The sequence below is a fragment of the Microbacterium sp. HSID17254 genome, from assembly GCF_003989315.1.
GTDB lineage: Bacteria > Actinomycetota > Actinomycetes > Actinomycetales > Microbacteriaceae > Microbacterium.
In genome coordinates this window covers 103211-124556 of the sequence record NZ_RBLT01000007.1, presented here as the reverse complement: position 1 = coordinate 124556, position 21346 = coordinate 103211, and the positions used below count along the sequence as shown (strand labels likewise).

At 67.7% G+C, this 21346-nt stretch carries 24 protein-coding genes; 21 read left to right on the top strand and 3 right to left on the bottom strand.

All coding sequences use genetic code 11. From position 1 onward, the window contains the following. Positions 1–9 precede the first annotated feature (9 nt). The 21 genes from D8M34_RS05905 to D8M34_RS05805 all read left to right on the top strand — a co-directional run bounded on the left by D8M34_RS05905 (position 10) and on the right by D8M34_RS05805 (position 19685). Positions 10–1440 (top strand): hypothetical protein, encoded by a 1431-nt coding sequence (locus D8M34_RS05905; RefSeq protein ID WP_126893410.1) that lies wholly within the window; start codon positions 10–12, stop codon positions 1438–1440. Next, the gene (locus D8M34_RS05900; protein WP_126893409.1) at positions 1430–2515 is read left to right on the top strand and encodes a hypothetical protein; all 1086 of its coding nucleotides are present in this window, start codon (positions 1430–1432) and stop codon (positions 2513–2515) included. Before D8M34_RS05905 ends, D8M34_RS05900 begins: the two co-directional genes overlap by 11 nt. Before the next feature lie 61 nt (positions 2516–2576). Then, positions 2577–3341 (top strand): hypothetical protein, encoded by a 765-nt coding sequence (locus tag D8M34_RS05895; protein WP_126893408.1) that lies wholly within the window; start codon positions 2577–2579, stop codon positions 3339–3341. 10 nt (positions 3342–3351) lie between these two features. After that, the gene (locus tag D8M34_RS05890) at positions 3352–3792 is read left to right on the top strand and encodes a head decoration protein (protein WP_126893407.1); all 441 of its coding nucleotides are present in this window, start codon (positions 3352–3354) and stop codon (positions 3790–3792) included. 3 nt (positions 3793–3795) lie between these two features. Next, positions 3796–4791, top strand: coding sequence for a major capsid protein (locus tag D8M34_RS05885; protein WP_126893406.1), 996 nt, complete (start codon positions 3796–3798; stop codon positions 4789–4791). 68 nt (positions 4792–4859) lie between these two features. Then, complete coding sequence (locus D8M34_RS05880) at positions 4860–5333, top strand: hypothetical protein (RefSeq protein ID WP_126893405.1); 474 nt, start codon at positions 4860–4862, stop codon at positions 5331–5333. Positions 5334–5337: 4 nt separating this feature from the next. After that, positions 5338–5742, top strand: coding sequence for a hypothetical protein (locus D8M34_RS05875; RefSeq protein ID WP_126893404.1), 405 nt, complete (start codon positions 5338–5340; stop codon positions 5740–5742). A 53-nt stretch (positions 5743–5795) separates the two neighbouring features. After that, positions 5796–6089, top strand: coding sequence for a hypothetical protein (locus D8M34_RS05870; RefSeq protein WP_126893403.1), 294 nt, complete (start codon positions 5796–5798; stop codon positions 6087–6089). A gap of 9 nt (positions 6090–6098) precedes the next feature. Further along, positions 6099–6437 (top strand): DUF5403 family protein, encoded by a 339-nt coding sequence (locus tag D8M34_RS05865; protein ID WP_126893402.1) that lies wholly within the window; start codon positions 6099–6101, stop codon positions 6435–6437. Continuing rightward, positions 6437–6853 carry a hypothetical protein gene (locus tag D8M34_RS05860; protein WP_126893401.1) on the top strand — a complete coding sequence of 139 codons (417 nt, stop codon included), beginning with the start codon at positions 6437–6439 and terminating at the stop codon, positions 6851–6853. The genes D8M34_RS05865 and D8M34_RS05860 overlap by 1 nt, the downstream gene beginning before the upstream one ends. 52 nt (positions 6854–6905) lie before the next feature. Then, entirely contained in the window at positions 6906–7499 is a 594-nt protein-coding gene (locus D8M34_RS05855) for a phage tail tube protein (RefSeq protein ID WP_126893400.1), read from the top strand. A 91-nt stretch (positions 7500–7590) separates the two neighbouring features. Next, positions 7591–8043 (top strand): hypothetical protein, encoded by a 453-nt coding sequence (locus D8M34_RS05850; protein ID WP_126893399.1) that lies wholly within the window; start codon positions 7591–7593, stop codon positions 8041–8043. A gap of 74 nt (positions 8044–8117) precedes the next feature. Next, positions 8118–8423 (top strand): hypothetical protein, encoded by a 306-nt coding sequence (locus tag D8M34_RS05845; RefSeq protein ID WP_126893398.1) that lies wholly within the window; start codon positions 8118–8120, stop codon positions 8421–8423. Positions 8424–8434: 11 nt separating this feature from the next. Then, entirely contained in the window at positions 8435–12130 is a 3696-nt protein-coding gene (locus tag D8M34_RS05840) for a hypothetical protein (protein ID WP_126893397.1), read from the top strand. Positions 12131–12135: 5 nt separating this feature from the next. Further along, positions 12136–12915 carry a hypothetical protein gene (locus D8M34_RS05835; RefSeq protein WP_126893396.1) on the top strand — a complete coding sequence of 260 codons (780 nt, stop codon included), beginning with the start codon at positions 12136–12138 and terminating at the stop codon, positions 12913–12915. A 13-nt stretch (positions 12916–12928) separates the two neighbouring features. Continuing rightward, complete coding sequence (locus tag D8M34_RS05830) at positions 12929–15595, top strand: hypothetical protein (RefSeq protein ID WP_126893395.1); 2667 nt, start codon at positions 12929–12931, stop codon at positions 15593–15595. 87 nt (positions 15596–15682) lie between these two features. Continuing rightward, positions 15683–17638, top strand: a complete 1956-nt coding sequence (locus tag D8M34_RS05825; RefSeq protein WP_126893394.1) for a DUF859 family phage minor structural protein — start codon at positions 15683–15685, stop codon at positions 17636–17638. A gap of 15 nt (positions 17639–17653) precedes the next feature. Further along, positions 17654–17962 carry a hypothetical protein gene (locus tag D8M34_RS05820; RefSeq protein ID WP_126893393.1) on the top strand — a complete coding sequence of 103 codons (309 nt, stop codon included), beginning with the start codon at positions 17654–17656 and terminating at the stop codon, positions 17960–17962. 21 nt (positions 17963–17983) lie between these two features. Beyond that, positions 17984–18799 carry a hypothetical protein gene (locus D8M34_RS05815; protein WP_126893392.1) on the top strand — a complete coding sequence of 272 codons (816 nt, stop codon included), beginning with the start codon at positions 17984–17986 and terminating at the stop codon, positions 18797–18799. After that, positions 18799–19302 (top strand): hypothetical protein, encoded by a 504-nt coding sequence (locus D8M34_RS05810; RefSeq protein WP_126893391.1) that lies wholly within the window; start codon positions 18799–18801, stop codon positions 19300–19302. The genes D8M34_RS05815 and D8M34_RS05810 overlap by 1 nt, the downstream gene beginning before the upstream one ends. Continuing rightward, positions 19299–19685 carry a hypothetical protein gene (locus D8M34_RS05805; RefSeq protein WP_126893390.1) on the top strand — a complete coding sequence of 129 codons (387 nt, stop codon included), beginning with the start codon at positions 19299–19301 and terminating at the stop codon, positions 19683–19685. Before D8M34_RS05810 ends, D8M34_RS05805 begins: the two co-directional genes overlap by 4 nt. Positions 19686–19742: 57 nt before the next feature. On the opposite strand, the gene D8M34_RS05800 is transcribed toward D8M34_RS05805, so the two are convergent. The 3 genes from D8M34_RS05800 to D8M34_RS05790 form a co-directional block, all read right to left on the bottom strand. After that, on the bottom strand, positions 19743–20435 hold the full coding sequence (locus tag D8M34_RS05800; RefSeq protein ID WP_126893389.1) for a hypothetical protein: 693 nt from the start codon (positions 20433–20435) through the stop codon (positions 19743–19745). A gap of 185 nt (positions 20436–20620) precedes the next feature. Next, positions 20621–20833 carry a hypothetical protein gene (locus tag D8M34_RS05795; protein ID WP_126893388.1) on the bottom strand — a complete coding sequence of 71 codons (213 nt, stop codon included), beginning with the start codon at positions 20831–20833 and terminating at the stop codon, positions 20621–20623. Positions 20834–20869: 36 nt separating this feature from the next. After that, on the bottom strand, positions 20870–21145 hold the full coding sequence (locus D8M34_RS05790) for a hypothetical protein (RefSeq protein WP_126893387.1): 276 nt from the start codon (positions 21143–21145) through the stop codon (positions 20870–20872). Between the last annotated feature and the right edge of the window lie 201 nt (positions 21146–21346).

Below are 21346 nucleotides of genomic sequence, written 5' to 3'. Positions count from 1 at the left end.
AGGTGGAGAGTGCTCACCGAAGCGAACATCCCGGACACCGACGACTGGTGGCTCCTGCGCCTGGCGAACCGCCTCGGCACGGGCCTCCCGCGGATGGAGAAGCTGCGCTCGTACCGTGACGGCGACGCCCTGCTTCCCGCCGACTCGTGGGACGCCGCGACGAGCGAGCAGTACCTCCGCTTCATGCGGCGATCGCGACTCCACGTCGCGGAGACGCTGCGAGACGCGCGCACCGACCGACAGGAGGTGATCGCGTTCCGCACGTCCGCCGCCGGCGACGAGAACGGCGACCTGGTCGCTCAGGCGATCTGGGACCGCTCGCGCATGGCGATGCAGTCGGTGCCGCTGTTCAACGACCTCGGCGACTACGGCCGCGCGTACATCATCACCGCGCCGGACTCGAGCGGGAAGGCGCTCTGGCAGATCGAGAACGAGTGGACGACGATCAGCGAGCAAGACCCGCGGTTCCCGTGGGTCACGCGAGCTGCGATCACCGTCGGCTACAACTCGATCCTGCGGACCGAGGAAGTGACGCTCTTCCGGCCCGGCTACTACCGAGTCGCGTACCGGTCGACGAACGTGCCGACGCTCCCTGCCGATGGCACGACGTGGACTGTCACGTCCGACTGGTCGTGGGTCTCCGAGCCGATCCGGACAGGAGCGATCGACGAGTGCATCGTCACGCAGCTCGCGACCCCCGACGGCGCCGGCATCTACGAGAAGCACCTCGACACGCTCGACCGCATCAACGAGATCACGCTGAACGCCCTCACCCTCATCGTCATGCAGTCCTTCCGGCAGCGCGCCGTGATGGCTGACCTCGACGAGGTCTACCCGGAGGATCACCCCAAGGCGGGGCAGGAGATCGACTACGACGAGGTGTTCCGCACTGGCCCCGCGGCCCTGTGGACCCTCCCGTCCTCCGCGAAGATGTGGGAGTCCGCAGCGACCGACGTGCGACCGATCTACGAGGCGCGCAAGGACGAGCTGAAAGACCTCTGCACGATCACCCGCACGCCGATGAGTCTGTTCGACTCGTCGAACGCGAACCAGTCGGCGCTCGGCTCGCAGATCAGCCACCAGCCGCTCGTAAACGCGGTGAACCGCATGAACCGGGTCGCGGGTGTCTCGCTGGCTCAGGCCATGTCCCAGTCGCTCCGCATCGAGGGGCAGGACACCCGGTCCGAGTTCACGAAGATCGAGGTCGAGTGGGCGAAGGTCAACCCGGCCACCCTCGCCGAGAAGGCGGAAGCCGCGCCGAAGTTCAAGGGCGGCGGCGCCACGCAGGCGTTCATCGACGCCGAGGTGTTCGAGATGACGCCGCAGCAACGGCGGCAGGCCGAGACCGACCGGGCCGACGAGGCGTTCAACGCGGCCCTCGCGATCGCGCCGGCGACCCGCCAGGCGGTGAGCACGACAGGAGCGAACGATGGCGAATGAGGATCTCAAGTACGAGCACCTCGTCGCCACCTACGCCGCGCAGCAGGAGTCGATCGTCGAGGCGCTGCTGAGGGCTCTCCTGCAGATCTGGCTCCCGTTCGTGTGGTGGGGTCGGCCCGACATGGTGAACGCCGCAGCCGCAGCGTCCGCCGTCCAGGTCGACGCCGCCACACGGCGAGCCCGGCGTACCGCCCGCGCGTTCATGCTCCGCCAGCTCGAGCTCGTCGACGCGCTCCCGGACGAGCTCCCGCCGATCGAGGACACCTACGAGCGCGGCGGGACGTCCATCGTCGAGGTCTACAAGCGACCCGCCCGGCAACTCGAGCACCGCATCCGCGAGCGCTTCCGCAACCCCACCACGGAGACCATCGACTGGCCCGACCGGGTGCCCGACGAGGTCTGGAAGACGTTCGAGGATCGACTGACCTCGATCGTCAACGACGACATCGCTGCGGTCACCCGCGACGAGGCGCAGAAGGTGATGGCGGCCTCTCCGAAGGTCATCGGCTACCGCCGCGTGATCCACCCGGAGTTCTCCAAGACGGGAACCTGCGGGCTCTGCATCGTCGCGGCCTCGCGCTTCTACTCGAAGTCCGAACTCATGCCGCTCCACGACCTGTGCAAGTGCACGATCTCGCCCCTGACGAAGGACCGCGACCTCGGGCTGCGCCTCAACGAAGCTGACCTCGCGCGGATCTACGCGGCCGCCGGCTCCAACTACGCCGACGACCTCAAGCGCATCACCGTCCAGGTGCGAGAGCACGGCGAGCTCGGGCCGATCCTCACACGCAAGGGCGACGCATTCCGCAGCCTCGCGAAGGTCAACCGCGACTCGAAGCGGAAGCAGTTCACCCCCTACGCGCGCATGACCGCGGACGACCAGCGAAGCATGTGGGAGTCGCAGCTCGCGACCTCCGAAAGCGGCCTCCGAATCCTCCTCGACGCGCGCGACAACGGCACCAACCTCGTCGACATCACCGGCAAGGGCGAGACCCCCATCCCGGTGAAGGACATCGACAAGGCGATCGCCTGGTACCGCTCGCTCATCGCACGGGCAGAGTCCAACCTCGCCTGACACAGACCCCCCACCTCGATCCGGGGCGGGTTCCACCTTCCGATCCGGAGGACTCATCACCATGCTCACCCACCAGCCCATCCGTATCCTCGGCCCGCAGTTCGCGCCCGCATGGCACCGTCCGTGGTTCCGCTACATCGACCCCGTTCCGGGCGCCGAAGCGGGCACGCAGACGCCGCCGGCGCCGGGGGCTCCCGCGCCGAAGGAGGAGAACCTCGGGTTTCCCAAGGACACCCCCCTCGACCAGATGAAGCCCGAAGAGCGCGAGGCGTACTGGAAGAACCAGTCCAAGGTGCAGCAGCGCATCGCCGAGGCGGAAAAGCGACGGGCGAGCGCATACGAGCAGTTCGGCACGGTCGAAGAACTGCAGAACGCGGCCAATGCCGCCGAGCAGGCCCGCCAGGCCGCGCTCAGCGACGCTGACCGCGAGCTCGAGCAGGCGAAGACCTCGGCCAAGGCCGAAGGATTCGCCGAGGGCACGAGCAAGGTGCTCGGGTCCGCCGTGAAGGGATGGCTCATCGCGCTCACCAAGGGCGCGAACGAGACCGTCGAAGCCGCAACCTCCCGCGTGGAGGGTGCGATCGAGTTCGCCGATCTGACGAAGTTCATCGGCGACAACGGAGAACTGGACGCCGCCAAGGTCCAGACGTTCTCGCAGTCCCTCGGTTCGGCGGACAGCAACGGCACCCAGTCGGAAGCGGCGTGGGGACAGCGGTTCCACAGCGACCACGCTGGCCGCATCCCCCCTGCACCCGGAGCGACCGGTTCGGTCGCGTCGATGGAGCAGGCCGCCTACGACGCCATGAAGCCCAAGACCACCGCCTAAGGAGGCACTGATGTCTGATTTCCAGATCAAGTCTCGTGCGACCGGCGCGAAGCAGGACACCCGCTGGCGCGCGTCGGCGCACGGTGAAGACGCTGCGCGCCCCGGTCAGCTCGACGTGTCCGCGTTCACCGCTGGGACGCACTACAACATCCCCGGCCAGGACAAGAACGTGATCCCCTCGGGGGTCGCGGTCGCCCTGCTCGCCAACGGCCTGTACGGGCCGTACAGCGCGACGGCCGGCGCCGACGACAGCGACCCGCGTCGCACGCTCGCCGGCTACGTCAACGACAACGAGGGCGTGTCCCTCGGCGACGACCCCGCGACGGCCAAGCCGACGTTCGCCCGCCTCGTGCACGGCATCGTCAAGCCCTCGCTCCTGCCCATCGCTGCTCAGCGCACGACCGTGAAGACGGCCAAGTCGAGCGGCTCGTTCACCTACGTGGAGGACTGACCCATGGCGTTCAGCAAGAACCACCGCACCCCCGCGCAGCTCACCGCGTTCGCCCGCGCTGCGTTCCGCCTTCACGTCGAGTCCTTCGAGACCGCCGCGATGCTCCCGCTCGAGGCCTCGCCGACGCTGACCTACTCGGTCAACATCGGTCAGTCCGTGCTCCCGGCCGCGGCCTCGTACCGCAGCTTCAGCACCGAGTCCGAGGTCGGCACGCTCGAGGGCGGCCAGACCGCCGACGGCAAGCTGCCCCCGATCTCGATCCGGACGCCCGTCGATGAGCACCAGCAGCTCGTGCTGATGAACATGGACGACGCGATCGGTGAAGCGTTCGAGAAGCGCGCGCGCCGCAACGCGCAGGCCGTCGGCTCGCGCTTCGTGCTCGGCCAGGTCGAGGCGCTCGTCTCCGGCAAGGTGACGATCCAGGAGCGCGGGCTCAGCGTCGTCGTGGACTTCGGCCGCAAGGCCGCGCAGACCGGCACCGCGCCGACCCTGTGGAATGCCGCCGGCGCCGACCCGATCTCCGACCTGGACGGCATGCGTGCGGTCATGGGCAAGGGCATCTCATCCATCGTCATGCCGCGCGCGATCCTCGCCCTGCTGCAGACCAACGAGGAGATCATCAAGCTCGTCGTCCAGCGCGGGGACAACCTCCCCACCCGCGTCAGCGAGACGGACGTCCGCTCGCTGCTCCGCGAGTGGGGCTACGGCGAGGTCCGCGTCAACGAGCAGACGATCGTGAACCGTGCCGGTGTCGAGCAGCCGCTCTTCCCGACCGACCGCATCTCGATGCTGTCGGGCTCGCAGTTCGGATCGACGCTCACCGGCATCACCGCCGAGTCGCTGGCGCAGGACAACGGCATTTCGCGGGCCGAGGCCGCCGGCGTGTTCTCCGGCGCGACCCACACGCACGACCCCGAGGGGTACAACGTGCTCGTCTCCGCGATCGGCCTGCCGATCCTGCAGGCGCCCGACAACACCGCGTCCCTCAAGGTCGCGTAACCCCACCCGGTCACTGCGGGGCGGTCCCTTCCGGGGGCCGCCCCGCACCCGTAAGGAGAAGGTCTGCCATGAGCAACACGAAGCGAATCCTCAACGGTCACGTCGCCCGCGTCATCGGCGGCGTGCTCGTCACCGCCGGCCCCGGCGATCCGGCGCCCGACTGGGTGACGAACCCGGCACTCATCGACGAGCCGAGCGCGGAGCCGGTTGGCACTGACGCCGTCCAGGCCCCGACGCCCGCCCCGTCAGCGCCGAAGGCCGCCCCGTCGGCCCAGAACACGGACGACCTGTCCGGCCTCGGCATCAAGGAGCTGCGCGATCTCGCCGAAGCGACGGGCGTCGCGAAGAGCGGCAGCAAGGCGGAGATCGCCGACCGCATCCGCGCGAAGCGGTCAGAAGCGAAGCCCGACGGCGTCGTCGGCGACGACGAGACGTCGGACCGCGATGCGCTCGTCGCCAAGGCGACGGCCCTCGGTGTCGAAGACGCCGAGAACCTGACCGACGACGAGCTCAACGCCGCGATCGAGTCGCTGGAGGAGTGACCACATGACGACGCTCCCCGAAGTCTCGCCCGACGAGATCCCCAAGCACTCCACGGTGGACGTCTCCGACCTCGGCAAGGAGTACCTCGAGGGCAAGCTCGGCGAGGTCGTCGACTCGATCAAGAGTCGATGGGGGAGCGTCGTCGCCTCACGCCTGGAATCCGGTGTCCTCACCACGCGCCTCTACAACGCTGTCGTCATCCGAGTCGCCGCCCGCGTCTTCGGCAACGAAGAGGGGTACAAGGAGGAGCACGAGGGCCAGTACGGCTTCCAGCGCGAGTCACTCGCGGCATCCGGATACATCTGGTTCAGCGACATCGACGAGCGTGACCTCACGGGTCGCGTCGCGCCGAAGCGCGGCGGCCGTGCCGGAACCGCGACGCTGAGCAGACAGAAGGGGTGGCCCTGATGTCGCTCCTTGGCCGCCGAGCTCCTCACACCGTCCAGGTCCAGAAGCGAAAGATGGTCCGCAACGAGCGCGGCCAGCGCGAGTACGTGCCGGACGGAGCACCGATCACAGTCCGCTGCATGGTCGAACCTGTGCGCGACTGGTCGTCGTCGGAGGAGGTCGAGACGCTCGGCCTGCAGGTGGTCGACCTCGCCATCGTCCGCTCCCGACTGTGGCCCGGCGACATCAACTCCTACGTCCTCTTCAACGGCGCCGAGTACGAGACGGTCGGCGCACCTCAGAGCCATTCCGTCTCGAAGCGCACGGGACACCACCGAGTCACGATCAAGTGGCTCCGCGACCTGTAGGAGGCTCGGATGTCGTACGTCGACCCTCGCGCCGGCTCCATGGCCGCGCAGATCGCAGGCCAGAGTCGCGAGATGGACCTCGTCGCCCAGCGCGGTCTCCGCGCCGTGCGCTCAGTCGCCGCGGCGCACCGCCTCACCGGCGAGTACCTCAGCAAGACGTTCGTGGCGACCGTCCCCTCGCTGCAGCCCTCGAAAGTCGGCCCCATCGACGACCGCCTCATCGTCGCCGACGACAAGGCGGCCGTGTCCATCGAGTACGGCCACCTCGTGCGCTTCAAGAACGCCCGGCGCGTGAAGTTCGTGCCGGGCCAGCACATCATGAGCAAGGCGCTCCGGGCGGTGGGCTGATGGGACTCCTCCTCGACAACGACGGCCTGTTCCAGACGCTCGTGCGGCAGATCGCGCCCGCCCACTCCGATGTGGCCGCCGACCTCGACGTCGGCACTTTCGCCGCGCTGCCCCTCGTCACGCACTACTCGCTCGCATCGCAAGACGGGAACGGGCGCGACCTCTGGACGGTGACGCTCACCCTCAGCGTCTTCGACGACCCCCACACCGCCTTCGCTGTTGCCGACACGCTCTACACCGGCGTGCACGGCTGGGATGAGCTGCCCACGGCCGGAGTCGTCGCGGGGGTCGGAGCCGTCGAGTCCATCCTCAACGAGATCTCTGCATTCTCGCGGGTCGGCGGAGAAGCGCAGATGGAAGCCAAGTCCGCGATCCAGCTCACCGGCTCGTGGCAGCTCGCCGTCCGCAAGTTCTAGTCCTTCTGCGCCCCTCGGGGCGGGTCTGCAACCCCAACACCCAGGAGGAACCGTGTCTGTCGACGCAACCACACTCGTAATCCCCGGGCACGGAACTGTCTTCCACGCCCCCGTCAACACCGTCCCGCCGGCGTCCCCGCTCGAGGCGTTCAACCTGCAGGACGACGGTCCGTCGCCGTGGAAGAACCTCGGCCACACGTCGAAGCAGAACACCATCGCCTTCACCAAGGAGGGCGGTGAGAAGGAGTCGATCGACACCTTCCTCGCCGACGCCGTGCGCACCACGACCAGCTCGGTCACGTGGGGCGTCACCGTCGCGGCGCTGCAGTTCGACGCGGCGACCCTCGACCTCGCCTTCAACGGCGACTTCGACCCGGTGACCGGCGGCTACACCGTTGCCACGCCGAAGCCGCTCTCGACCGCCCTGTTCCTGTACTTCCAGGACTCCACGGGGTCGGTCGGTTTCTGGATTCCGAACACGGAGGTGTCGCTCGGTGACGCCCCGTCGGTCGACACGGCGCAGTTCCTCGAGCTGCCGCTGTCCGTCTCGATCCTGTCGGCGGCCAACTCCGCGATCCCCGCGGTCGAGGGTCGCGCCGGCGTCTTCCAGATCTTCAAGACCGGGCTCGCGGCTCCCACGCCGTAACCCCCTACCCGTCCCCCTGGGTGCAGTGCCGCAGACCCGCCCAGGGGGACGTCTTCCTCACCAGGTCTGCACCGCACGAAAGAGGTCTGCAATGACGACTCCCACGAAGCCTCAGGATCGGAAGACTCCGGTCCGCAGCAAGACCCCGAAGCCCTCCGAGGTGATCGAGGCCGAGCAGGACGCCGAGGAGCTCCGCCGTGAGCTGCTCGGCGACATGCCGCCCCTCCGCGAGCCGCACCGGTTCCGCCTCGGCCACCGCAACGCGTTCACGAACCTCACGCTCGACGCCGCGAAGTCCGGTGCCTTCGATGGCAACGGCGACGGTGAGGGCATGCTCGAGTTCGACATGACGAAGCCCGAGGACATCGAGCGGTACCAGAAGTTCGCCGACTTCGTCGCCTCGATCGACGAGTGGGCCGAGACCATCGCCGAGGACAAGGACGCCTACGCCGCCTGGTCCGAGGGGAAGACCGAAGAGCACTTCGTCGCCCTCTACATGCACTACCGGGACGAACTGGGGAAATCGCGCAGCTCCGAGAGCTGATCGACGAACTCGACACTCAAGGAGCGCTGCGCGCAGACCTGGCCCAGTTCTACCACGGGCTCAACATCGACGACGTGTGGGCGGGCAAGGTCTCTGCCCACCACGTCGTGATCCTCGCCGAGCACCTGGTGCTCAATCCGCACTCTCGCGTCTACGCCCTCCGGGGCGGCTCGCCTGAGCTGCAGGGGTGGGACGCCGCGACTGTTGTCGCCGTCCGCACCCACAACCTCATCGCCTCGCTGATTCAGGGGCTCGCCGGGCAGAAAGACCCAGCGATGTTCATCGACTGGCCTGGCGCCGAGGAACACGAGACGACCATGCAGCCGCGGACCATCGCGGAGCTGCTGAGCGGGACGCTCGACAACTTCATCAAAGAGTAGGGGTGACACGGATGGCAGGTATCAACCCGGGGCGTAACGCAGGTCGCCTGTCCATCCGTGTCATCCCGAACACCAACGAGTTCCGCCGCGACCTCAAGCGTCGCCTCGATCTGATCGAGAAGAGCACGTCGATGACGGTTCGCGTGACGCGTGCGCGTCTCGACGGCCGGCGCATCAAGGAGGACATCCGGCGGCAGCTCGATACCCTTGGCGACCTCGACGGCGGCGTCCGATTCAAGGCGACACCCGACGTGCAGGACATCAAGGACGTCGTCGCGCCGGTGCGGCTCACGATGGACCGCCTGACGGTCACCCGCCTGCGCCGTGAGATCGACAGCACCCTCCGCGATATCGAAGTCAAGATGACCCCGTCCGTGGAGGACCGCCGGCTCCGCCAGCAGCTCGACGGGCTGAGCGCAGAGTTCCACGAGCTCTCCGGCCGTCTCGCCCGGGACATCCTCTCGCCCGAGGACGCCGAGAAGCTGCGCCTCCGTCTCAACGACATCAAGGACCACATCGACCACGTCGCGCGCGACCGCGAGACGCGCATCGAGGCCAACCCCTTCACCGCATGGGCCTCCGCGCGGCTCGCGTGGCTCACACGCCCCCGGACCGTCGAGATCTTCGCGACCGTCTCCAAGGCGTCCGTCGTCTCCGCGCTGACAACGCTCTCTGCGCTGTCCGGCGCCCGCCTGTCCTGGAAGTGGATCGACGACCTCGCCACGTCGATGAAGAACCTCGACAAGAACCTCCCGTCGATCATCGGATGGACGACGAGCATCACATCGCTCGTCGGCGCCATCTTCGCCGCCACCAGTGGGCTCGTCGGCATCGGCCAGGGGCTCTTCTCGATCCTCCCCGCGTTCCTGGTCGTTCCGGGTCTCATCCTCAACGCCGTCGGCTCGCTGACGGCGCTCATCGTCGCGCTCCGAAACACGGGCACCGAACTCGCGGAGCTCAAGGACGACATGTCCGAGCTCGGTGGCATCATCAACGACGCATTCTGGGGGCAGGCTCGACAGCCAATCCTCGACCTGGTCAACGGCCTCATGCCGCAGCTCCGGACCTCGTTCCACGAGCTCTCCACCGGCATCGGCCAGTTCACCAGCGAGCTCGCCAAGGCCTTCGGCAAGGAGCTCGGCGACGGCGGCCTCGAGCGGATCTTCTCCGGCATCGCGGAGGGCTGGCGAATCCTCTCCACCGGCGCACCGGCGTTCGCCGGCGCGATGACGTCACTGTCCCAGGTCGCGGCGAAGTACACGCCTCGACTCGCTCAGTGGTTCGTCCGCCAGGCCAACACCTTCGACCACTGGCTTGAAGCGGTCTCCACAGACGGCCGCCTCGACGGCTGGATGGAGAACGCGATCCGGTCGATGTACGACCTGTGGGACGCGACGACTGGCATCGCGGGCGTGTTCGAAGGGCTCTGGCGTGCCGCTGACTCCGCCGGCTCCAAGGGGCTCGCTGGATTCGCAGACATGATGCAGCAGTGGGAGCGCATCGTGAACGGTGCCGACTTCCAGCGCGGCCTCACCGCGGTGTTCCGCGGCGCCAGCGTCGCGATGAGCGCGTTCGGAGACGGTGTCACCGCGATCGGTCGTCTGATCCTCGGGCTCGACCGCTCCATCGAGAAGTTCATCGGCTCAGCTGGCACCTTCCTCGGCGGGCTCATCGAGGGCGCAGCGAACGCGCTGAATCAGCCGGCCGTCGACAAGGGGCTGCTCGATCTGTCCGACGGACTCGTGCGTGCCCTCGAGGGAGTCCGTCCGCACCTGCCCGCGATCGCGGCGACCTTCGGGAGCTTCCTCGGCTTGCTGGGCGACCTCGCCGGCACGCTTCTGCCGACGGCAGCCGGCGTTCTCGCGGAGCTCATGCCCGCGGTCGACCGACTGATCTCCCAGATCCGGGATTCCGGCATCCTCGATTCGCTCGGGGAGGCCGTTACCCAGATCGCGGCACAGCTCGGCCCCGCCCTGGACGAGTTCGTCAAGGCGGCCGGGCCGGTGCTGATCGACGCGCTGGTGTCCCTCGCGGACGCGCTCGTCGACATCCTCCCGGTGCTCACGTCGCTCATCGAGGCTCTTGGGGAGTGGATCGCCGCTCTCGGCGAGTGGTCTCGCGCCAACGGCGACTTCTTCGACGGCGTCCGCGAGTTCATGGGATGGGACATGGACTCGTCCTCGGCGCTGCAGCAGCTCAATAAGCTCGGTCAGTTCAAGGCGAAGGACGACGGCAACCCCTTCACGGTCGAGGTCTCCTTCGACTTCGACCGCTACTGGAACGACAGTCGAATGACCGTCTCCGAGAAGGCGCGCGGAATGGCGAAGGTCTTCATGGACGAGTACGAGCGCGTACTCGCCGCCGAGGGCCAGGGCGCTGCAGACGCGCTCGTCGAGGAAATGCGCAACATCGAAGGCATCCCGCCCGAGGTGATCGCCAAGATCAACGAGCAGCTCCAGCAGGGATTCGCTCTGCCAGACCTCAGCGCCACGGAGGTCTCGAAGCTCGAGTCGGTGGTCGAGAAGGTCAAGCAGGCCTTCAAGGAAGGCGGCGCCGAGGGCGCGACGGAGATGTGGAACGAGCTCCTTGGCAGCTACTCGGCCTACCCCCTGAACGACAACGTGCGTGCATGGGCGGAGTCCGAGTTCAAGGACTTCGGCTTCGAGCTCCCGGACCCCAAGTTCAGCCCGCGAGCGGCTGACGTCGCATCCGCCGAGGCGAAGCGCATCGCCGACCGAATCCGCACGTCGTTCACCGACGGCAAGGGCAGCAAGGCATGGCTGAGCGAGTTCTGGTCCGTTGACCTGGCCACGCGCCGACAGATCATGACCGAGCTCGGCGATCTCGCCGACGAGGCCACCGAAGCTCTGAACATCAATCGCAACGGCCGAGGCGGGGGCGGCGGAGGCGCAGGCGGCGCGAGCTTCTCTCGACAGCTCGCCCAGGGTATCCAGCTCGGCTTGCCCGAGCTGGATCGTTCCATGAGGTCCATCCAGGACAGTGTGCAGCGAGGGATGACGGGCTCCGAGACGTGGCTCGCTCCCCGAGGAACCGCCATGATGGGCGGTTTCAAGGCGGGGATCGACGGCTTCACGCCGATCATCTCCGCGAGCATGGCCGGGCTGGGCGGTGTGCTTACCGGCGCGATGGCGTCGGCCGGGTCGTGGCTGGTCCCGACGGGCGCGGCGACGATGAACGGAATGCGCGTCGGCGCGGACTCCGCCCGTGGAGGCGTGGTCGGCGCGTTCACTGGCCTGCGAGGCTCGATCGCCGGCGTCCTGGCGGGCGCCGGCGGGTGGTTCTACGGCGTCGGTGCGGCGCTGATGTACGGCATCGCCCGGGGCATCGGCGACAACTCAGGCGTCGTCTCTCGCGCGGCGTCCGGCGCTGTCAACAGGGCAGTCGCAGCGTCGCGAGCCGCTGGAGACATCCACTCGCCGTCCCGCCGAACCAACCGTGAGATCGGCCTGCCTCTCGTGCAGGGCATCGCGGTCGGTATCAAGTCGGGCGCTGCAGGCGTGCGCAAGTCGATGGAGAACGCCATCGACTTCACCGGAGTCACGGGCACTGGGCCGTCGGTCAACACCGACGGTCGAAGCGCCGCGGCCGCGGGCGGCGTCAACCTGCACATCCACAACCCTGTCGTTCGAGACCTCAAGTCCGAGGCATGGGAGGCAGCGCAACTCGTAGGGGCGGTGAACGTATGATCCGGGTGAACGGGATTCCGCTGGACAACCCGGACCTCGGCTGGGTCTTCCGGCCACGGTCCATGCCCTACTCAGCGCTCGAGGCGTCCAGTGACGAGCTCAGGGTGGCGGGACGAGACGGCTACGTCGCAACTCCCGTCACCCTGAGTGCGCCGTTGATGCCGCTGGTCGTCAACACGCCGCCCTCCGGGTGGGAAGCTCTGCTTGCGCTGTTCACGGCCCGCCAGCTCGTGCTCACTCGCGACGACGAGCCCGACGTGCAGGTGAGCGCGCGCTTGAAGGGTGCGGGCCCGGATCACGTGTTCGCACGCAACGAGTGGATCGATGCGACGTTCATCGTCGAGCTGACCGAGGTCTATTGGCGCGGCAAGACCGTGACCACGGAGTCAGCGCCCCTGGACGCCGCGTCGATCACGCTGGAGGTGTTCGCTGGTCTCTCTGGCTCCGTGGGGGACGCGCTTGTGCGTGTTCAAGGCCCGGCAACGGGAGTGCGGGTCACCGATGCATCTGGCGCGTGGGTCGCGATGCCCGACACGACCGCAGGTCAGTGGGTGCGGTTCGACTCTCGGACGGGGCGGTGCTTCCGCACTACTGCCGACGCGTGGTCCGGAGGGACGGACGTATCGGGTCTCGTCGACTTCGGCGGCCCTCGAGGGAACTTCGAGGTCACCCCGGTTCTCGCTCCAGGGAATCCGGCCTCGCGGACCGGACGGCTCACCGTCACCTCGGCGACCCGCGCGGGGGCAGTAATCGCGGTGCGTGGCAGGTCAGCGCGCACCATCTAGGCCAGGGGGCATCATGTTCGACATCCGCGTTCGCGAGTACACGCCTGCAGGCGTCAAGGGCCGCGTGATTCCCACCATCGACATCGATGAGACCGACGCCGAGTCGGCGACCGCGACGATGACGTTCACGACGTCGTCGCGAGTCGCCGACCGGCTCGAAGCCCCGTTCGTTGTTGGGCTCGAGTACACCACGGGGTCTTCGTGGAGCCGTCCGCGAAACGATCTCTTCATCGTGCTGGAGGACGCCGAGAACGCGGCCGATCAGACCGACGTCATGCAGTTCAAGGCCCAGTCCTACGTCGGCTGGCTGCTGTCGCAGGCCGTGCTCTGGTGGACACGCGCGTCGAAGGACAACCGCACGCGTCCTTTCGACATGACCCCGGGCCAGACGATGCGTACCCTGATCGCTGAGGCGCAGGGGACGACCTCGGGTGTCGATCGTGGCTGGGCGCCGACCCTGACCTACGACTTCACGAACACCGCCGACTCGCTCGGGCAGGCATGGCAGGCCGCCGACCGGATCAAGATGACCCTGGACCTCTGGAAGCCGTACTCGACTTTCGTTCAGATGTGGGTGGAGCAGGGGCACTTCGAGTGGTGGGCGGAGGGCATGCGGCTGCGCATCGCTCGCGTCGGCTCCGGCGCCAACCGCACCGATTCCTTGGTGCTCGGCGGCCCCGCTTTCTCCTCGGCCCCCGCCAAGACCGACTTCAAGGGCACGTTCTCCACCATTGTGCTCATCCCCGACAAGATGAATGCCACCCACGCTTACAACAGCGGTGCGGATAAGCGGTTCGGCGCGCTCGAGACTTCGATGTCCTTGTCGGGGGTGGGGGATCGCGCTACAGCGCTCCGCCAGGCGCAGCCGGTGATGCAGGAGAACCGTGCGAAGAAGCTCGAGCTCTCCTACGACTGGACCCCCGACTCGGGCGGCCCGACGCCGTGGCGGGACTTCACCATCGGCGACACAGTCACCGCCCGCCGGAAGAACGGCAAGCAGCCGTTGCGCGTGATCGGCATCCAGGTGTCGAAGAGCGGTGGCTCGGTCACGGTGCGCGCAATCGTCGGGTCGAAACTCGTCGGCCTGTCCGCGAAGCTCGCGAAGCGTGTCGGTGCGATCGCTCAAGGAACCATCATCGGCGGCTCCGGGGCCTCGTTCCCCTCGTCTCCTGGCCCCGCACCGCTGCAGCCCGCAGCGCCGGGTGCCGTGCGAGTGGAGTCCAACCTGGGTACATGGGGCGACGACGGCCGGGCCGTCTCGACCGTGCGCATCGCGTGGGACGAAGTCGCCACCGACGTCGAAGGAAACCCGCTCGACGTCGATCGATACCAGGTGTGGTCGCGGCGAGGGAACGAGGCGCCGGTATCGACCGGAGCATCGACGTCCGGACTGAGCGTCACCTTCGACACCTGGACGCCGGGGGAGCCCCGCTACGTCAGCGTGCGCGCGCGCTCCGTCACGGGCCGGTGGTCGGACCTGTCCGCCGAGATCGCCGTCGTCCCGGCAGTCCCCGAATCCGTCGTCCCGCGCCCCGTCACGGAGCTCAAGGTGCTCTCGAACACGGGGGCATTCCAGGCTGACGGCACGGCCGCAGCGACCGTATCTGTCGAGTGGGAACCGGTGCAGTTCTCGGTGGACGACCAGCTCGTCACGATCGCCGAGTACGAGCTGCGGGTCGGTCTGACTGCCGTTCGGGTGGTCGGCACCTCAGCGTCGTTCACGATCGCGACGAAGGAGACGGTCAGCGTCGCCGTACGCGCGCTGTCCAATCTCGGCATCTGGGGTGATCCGTCAGAGCCGGTCGACGTGACGGGCGCCGAACCCCCGGCCACCATCGCCGCCCCCACGCCGCCGGTGCTCCTCACCGGGGTCGGTCAAGTCGCGGCGCGGTGGGCGGGCGACCTCGTCACGGGGGTGCCCCCCGCAGGGTTCGGCTTCGTCTACATGGAGACCGCTGCATCCGAAGACGGCCCCTGGTCGCCGTTCGGCACCCCTCTCACGGGGGCGGGCGGCGCGAACATCAAGGGCATCATCGGCGAGACGGTCTGGGTGCGGCTGCGCAGCAGCGACACCCTCGGGCGCTCAGGCGGCGTCTCCGACCCTCGCTCGATCGTCGTCGAAGGTGTGACTGGCCCGGACATCGAAGCGAACGCAGTCACGGCCAACCACATCGAGGCCGGTTCGATCGGCGTCAACCACGTCACGCCATCCTTCGGCAACGACCTGAACCTCTCGGCAAACGAGAGCGTCACCATCGTGGTCGGCCGACAGGACGCGCAAGCAGAGCTGATTGCCGACCTCGGCGAAGGCGTCGAGCTCGCGCAGAACACGGCCGCGGGCGCAGCGAACGCCGCCGGCGACGCCCAGGCCACGGCGGACGGTGCAGCAGAGATCGCAGCCGACGCCGCCGCAACGGCCTCGGACGTCGGCCAGCGGCTCGACCAGCACCAGACCTACTACCGATTCGGCACCGATGGCCTCGCCATCGGTGACCCGAAGTCGACCGCTGAGGTCCGGTTGAAGCCCGACCGGATCGAGATGACGCAGAACAGCGTCGTGGTCTCGTACTGGGAGGGCGGTGTCTTCGTCGCCGAAGAGGCACGGCTGAACTCCGCCCAGATCGGCAATCACCAGTTCATGGCCTACGGGCCGGGCAGGACCATCGTCCGTCCGCTCTAGGCCGTCACGGGCGGGTCGCGACTCCGCGGCCCGCCCGACGTCTTTCACCCGCCTCGAGCGGGTCATTCGCGGTTCGGAGGTGTACCGGTGACCGATCAGATCTCCGTCTTCAAGTCGACCCCCAACACGAGCTTCTTCGTCGAGGGTGACCTCGTATCGCAGAACATCGCCGGCAACTACTCGGTGATCCGCTGCTACCTCAAGGCGATCAACGGCCCCGGCGCAACGAGCGGTTCCCAGTACAACGGCCCTGGCTACCATGAAGGGCACGTCGACGGAGTCACGCGCTTCGCCCGGCAGGAGGGCAACCCCTTCCTTCCTGGCGGAGTGCCCAACGGTGCACTGCGCTGGCGAAACGGCCCCTGGGACGTTCGCGTCGACCACGACGCCGATGGCACCCGCGCCCCGATCCGGTTCGCGCAGGTGCTCAGCTACGGCAGTGTCCAGGAGACGGTCTTCTCCGCTCCCATGGAGCTCCCCAGGATCGCTCGCGCATCCACGGCGACCTTCAACGGCGGGGCGAGCTTCGACGCCGGCACCTCTGTTGGCATCGCGACCAACCGGGCGTCCAGCGGCTTCACCCACGACATCGACTGGACCTTCGGCAGCCTGAGCGGCACCGTAGCGAAGGGCGTCGGCGCAAGCACGACATGGACGCCCCCGCTGTCGCTCCTCGCACAGATCCCCAACGCGGCGTCCGGCACCGGATCGATCCGCGTGATCACCAAGAGCGGGTCGACCGTCATCGGGACCACGGTGACCAAGTTCACCCTTCGCGCTCCGGCGTCCGTCGTCCCCACCGTCACCGCCATCAGCGTCGCCGACAACAACCCCGACGTCGCCTCGATCGTCGGGGCACTCGTTCAGGGCCTCTCCCGGGCGAAGTTCACCGTCACCGGCGCGGGGGTCTACGGCTCGACGATCAAGTCCAGCCAGGTCACCTACCAGGGCGGCGTCGTCCCTGCCAGCTCAGACGTTCTCACGACCGTCCCCGGCGCGCTCCCGGTCACCGCTCGCGTCACAGACTCGCGCGGTCGATCGGGGAGCTCCCCAGGCACGCTCAACGTTCTCCCATACGCCCCGCCGGCGGCCACGGCATATCAGGCGCGGCGCTGCGACGCCACGGGTGCTGTGCTCGACGACGGAGCCTACCTGCGGGTGGATCTCACAGCGGCGGTCTCGAGTCTCATCAACGGCTCCGAGCGCAACGCCCTCACCATCCGCGCGTTCACGCGCCCCCATGGCTCGGGCGCGTGGACCAACCGCAACGTCATCACTCCCGCTGGGCTCAGCTACCGCTCCTGGTTCCTCGTTTCCGGCGGTGGGGTGTTCCTCCCCACCGCCAGCTACGACGTGCGAGTCCAGGTGCAAGACCGGTTCGGTGCATACCTCGCCGACACCGTCGTCTCCACCGCGGCGGTTGCGCTCGACCTGAACGGCACGAAGGTCGGAGTCGGGAAGGTCCACGAGCGCGGTGCACTCGACGTCGCAGGGGACGCGTACGTCTCAGGGGAGGTACGGCACCGCGGGGAGTACCCGGTCGAGCCTGTCGGGATCGTCACCGCGTACGCCGGGGGCACCGCTCCGGCGGGCTGGCTGCTGTGCGATGGCTCCGCGGTCTCCCGCACCGTGTACGCGGCACTGTTCAGCGCCATCGGGACGGCATACGGCGTGGGCAACGGGTCGTCGACCTTCAACCTGCCCGACCTGCGCGGCCGGGTTCCAGTGGGCAACGACTCGGGGCAGACCGAGTTCAGCACGCTCGGCAAGACGGGCGGAGCCAAGACCCACTCGCTGACCAGTGCGGAGAACGGCCCGCATACCCACACGCAGGCAGCCCACTCGCACCAGGCATCCGGAAACGAACCGTTCGTCGCGCCCGGTACGGGCACGGGCGCCAACGTCACCACGGGCGGCGGCGGCTACGTCCTCAAGTCCACGACCACGTCCGTGGCGCCGTCGATCAACTCGTCGGGCTCCGGCTCGCCACACAACAACCTGCAGCCGTACCTCGTGCTCAACCACATCATCAAGGCGCTCTGAGAGGGGACCATGCCCATGTCCGCGACCACAACCCAGCACATCAACGCCCGAAACGACCCGGACCTCCTCGACCGATTCATCGCGGCCGCCGAACAGGCGCACGTCGATGACGCTTCCCGATGGGTGCAGGCCAACATGGGCCGTCTCGTCACCATCGACGTCGCCGGAGGGCAAACGATCGCGGACGTTCACGCGTTCGCGCACGCCACCCGAGAGGCGCACATCGCCGCGACGCCGCCGCGTCCCGGGGCGGACCTCGCCGCCGTGACCGACATCCAGCTCGGCGCGGCGATCGAGGCCGTGCTTCCCGGACCGCACTCGTGAGCGCGTTCCGCGGAAAGGGAGGTGACTGACTTGGGAATCAGCTTCGCCGGCGGCGCGTACAACCGCGCCTCGGGCACGCGCTCCGCGTTCGACGGGCTCTCCAACGACCTCGAACGTGAGGGGCACCCGCCGATGGTGTCGATCTCGGGCGATCGGGAGCCGGAGGACCAGGAGCGGATCTGGTACGAGCGGATGACGCTCAGCCCGGGCAACCGCAAGGTCTACGGGTACCGCTACTGGCAGGGCCAGAAGTGGTATCAGATCCACCCCGACACCGTCGCCCCGCCCCGCACGAGCAACCACGAGGCCCGACGGTCGAACGACTTGAAGTGGCCCTACAACTCCGACACCCCGGCCGCGCGCCGAGCGAAGGAGCTGGGGAAGCGACACAACATCACCCGCGAGGGCGAGAACTTCCGCGAGCTCTGGCACTGGACGCACTGGGGACCGCTCGGCCACATCGAGGCGCTGGCATCCGCCGGCGGCTCCGCACCCACCACCGCAATCCCGCACGAGGAGGACGAGGACATGCGCATCATCGTCGTGAACAACAACTACTACGCCATCGCGAAGCAGTTCCTGTCGCACCTGAACGACAAGACTCAGGTCGCCGAGGCCGAGGCCCTCTACGGCCCGGCCCGCCAGCTCGGCAACGGCAACGCGGCGAGCAAGGCCGGGAAGGCCCTCATCGCGAACCTCGACCTCCACGGCATCCCCCGAGACGTCCTCGACGGCGTGGGCCGGGTGAAGAACCCCGAGTCTGGGAAGTTCGAGGCGAACGGCACGTGGTCGCGCGAGCGGGAGCTCCTCGCGCGGCCGACCACGGCCAAGAGCTGATGCCGGCAACGGACCCGGCAACCGGAGCGCACCAGACCCAGCACTCAAGCAAGATCGGCTGGGGGTGGTGGCTCGCGGCGACAGTTGGCGCGGCCGTGGCGGTCGCCGTCGTCGTTGTCGCTCTGGTCGCGTCGCTCCGTTCCGGCCGCGAGATCGATCCGAACCAGGTGATGCTCGCGCTCATCGCGCTGCTGTCGAGCCTGGGCGTCGTCATCATCCCGAAGCTCAACGCGGTCGGGAAGAACACCTCTCAGACCGCGGAGCACGTCGTGAACTCCCACTCCTCGACGATCCTGCGAGACGACATCGACGAGATCAAGCGGATCGTCAAGGCCACCGACTCGCGGTTGGCCGGGCTGGAGCAGACCCAGAACTTCCAAGCGCGCGACATCCTCGGCATCCGCGAGGAGATCGGCCAGATCCGCAAGAGCGAACGCGACCAGTGGGACGCGATCGAAACGACCGCCGGCAAGCGCCGGCAGAACCCAGGAGGCACTTCATGAGCAAGATCTGGTTCCCGCTGCAGCGAGCGATCCGCACCGCGGTGCAGGTCTTCATCGCCGCGGCGGCTGTCCTCGCGACGACCGTCGTCGTCGCCCCGCAGATCATCGACGCGGTCGCCGACGTCGTGCCGGGTCCGGTGATCGCCTGGGCGACGGCCGCGGTCGCGACGCTCGCCGCGATCAGCGCGGCCATCGCCCGCGTGATGGCTATCCCCGCCGTCGACGAATGGCTCCGCCACATCGGCGCCGGCTCAGCCCCCGCGAAGTTCGTCGTCGCGCAGATCGACGGCAACGCGACCGGACTCACCCGGCGCCAGTGGCGCGCCATGCAGGACGGCGCCGACACCGGCACCGACGACGTGGCCGAACCCTCCCGCGAGTGACCCCGTAAGACGAGATCCCCACCTAGCCGCCTGGCTGGGTGGGGGTCTTTCGGCTTTTCAACGCTTCCGCTTCTTCTTTCGGTTGGCGTTGGACTTCTTGTTCTTCGTCGCTTGTGACGGCTTCGGCTTGGCAGGGGTGGGACTCTGTTGCACGACCTGCTGAACGACAGTCGGGCGTCGAACGGCGTGGAGAATCTGGGCTCCGCCGGTCGCTACCGAGAAGATCCCGGAGATCAGCGCAGCGGTGTCAAGGCCCTGCAGCGCAAACACGACAGCGATACCTGCCGCGATCCAAGGCAGGAAGGTTACGCCTACCGTCGCGACTTTGAGCGCCCAGGCTTCCGCCCGGATCGGAATCAGCTCGGCGTCAATGCGCGCTTGCTGAGCTGACTGGATCGTTTCGATGATTCCCCGCGCAAAGTCGGGGTCAGTTTCGTAGTAGGCCTTGAGTTCGTCGGGCGGGAGCCATGGGCTCTGCCGCAGAGTGAACTCCGCGCTTACCTGCTGAACTGAAGCCGCTCCACCGGGACCTCGGTGGAGAGAGTCTCCGTCACCATCTCCATCGCTTCCTGAGTGAAGTCGATGGACGCGGCCCGGCGGCTCATCTCCTGCAGTCGGGTCGAGCTTGGCGCTACGCCCATCGATGCGCCCCGTCGCACGCCTCTCCAGATTGCGTCGGTCGTGTTGCTCATTTTCGGATGCCTCTGTTCCTTCGTCGGCGTCCTCGACACCATTGGAGTTGCTCGTCATCGAGGACGTCTCTTCGATTCTCTTCGGCTTACCTTTACAGCGCCTGAGTGTCCGCGCTTATTCCGGATCGTAGGGCATCCCGCAAGTCACCGCCACTAGGCGAACGGAAAGGCTCCGTCTTCGGACAGTTCGAGACCGGTGATGTACACAGCGGCCGACTGGCCGTGACTGCGGCCAGACGGTGTTCAGCGCTTCTCGAGTTCCTGAATGCGGAGGTCGAGCCGAGCGATGATCCGGGCCTGCGCTTCGGTCACAGCGAGCAGGGTATCGACAATGTCGCTCATGTTTGCGTTCTCCGGGGCGTCGTGCCATTGGATGGCGAGCGCCTGCACTTGGTCGGAGGTCGCGAGGAGCCAGTCGTTCGCGGATGCCGGGAGCCGCGGGTCGTCGAGTTCCATGGTCGGTAGCGCTTGGGGTCGGACTCTGGGGCTTTATTACAGGTCCCATTCGGGATCGTAAGCCTGGAATGGTTCGATCGCGTCTGAGGGTGCGTATGTCGGCTCTCGCTGGATGACGACACGGGTGACGGCGTTGATGAGCACGCTTGCGATGCCGTTGGTGGTGGCGAGTGTGAGAAAGCCGGGCTGCGTGCGGGCGATGTTCTGAATGCGGGACATGACGTCGGTCAGATCGGCGGTGGAAGGCAAGTAGAAGTCGTGGCCGTCGATCGCGACGCGGGTGCGCAGGGAGTCTTGGTTCCGCGAGTCCATGATCCAACCCTACGCCGGAGGGCGCCCATCCAAGTATCACTCCCGAGGAGCACCCCTGGAACCACGTAAGAGGACAGCCCCCATGGATACCCATGGGGGCTGCGCAGTCTCCGGTCGTCTTCCGAAGAAGACCCCGGTCTCTTGCCTCCCCCGAGGTGCAAGACCGGGTGAGGTCATCCGTGGGCGGTTGAGCGCGCCCCC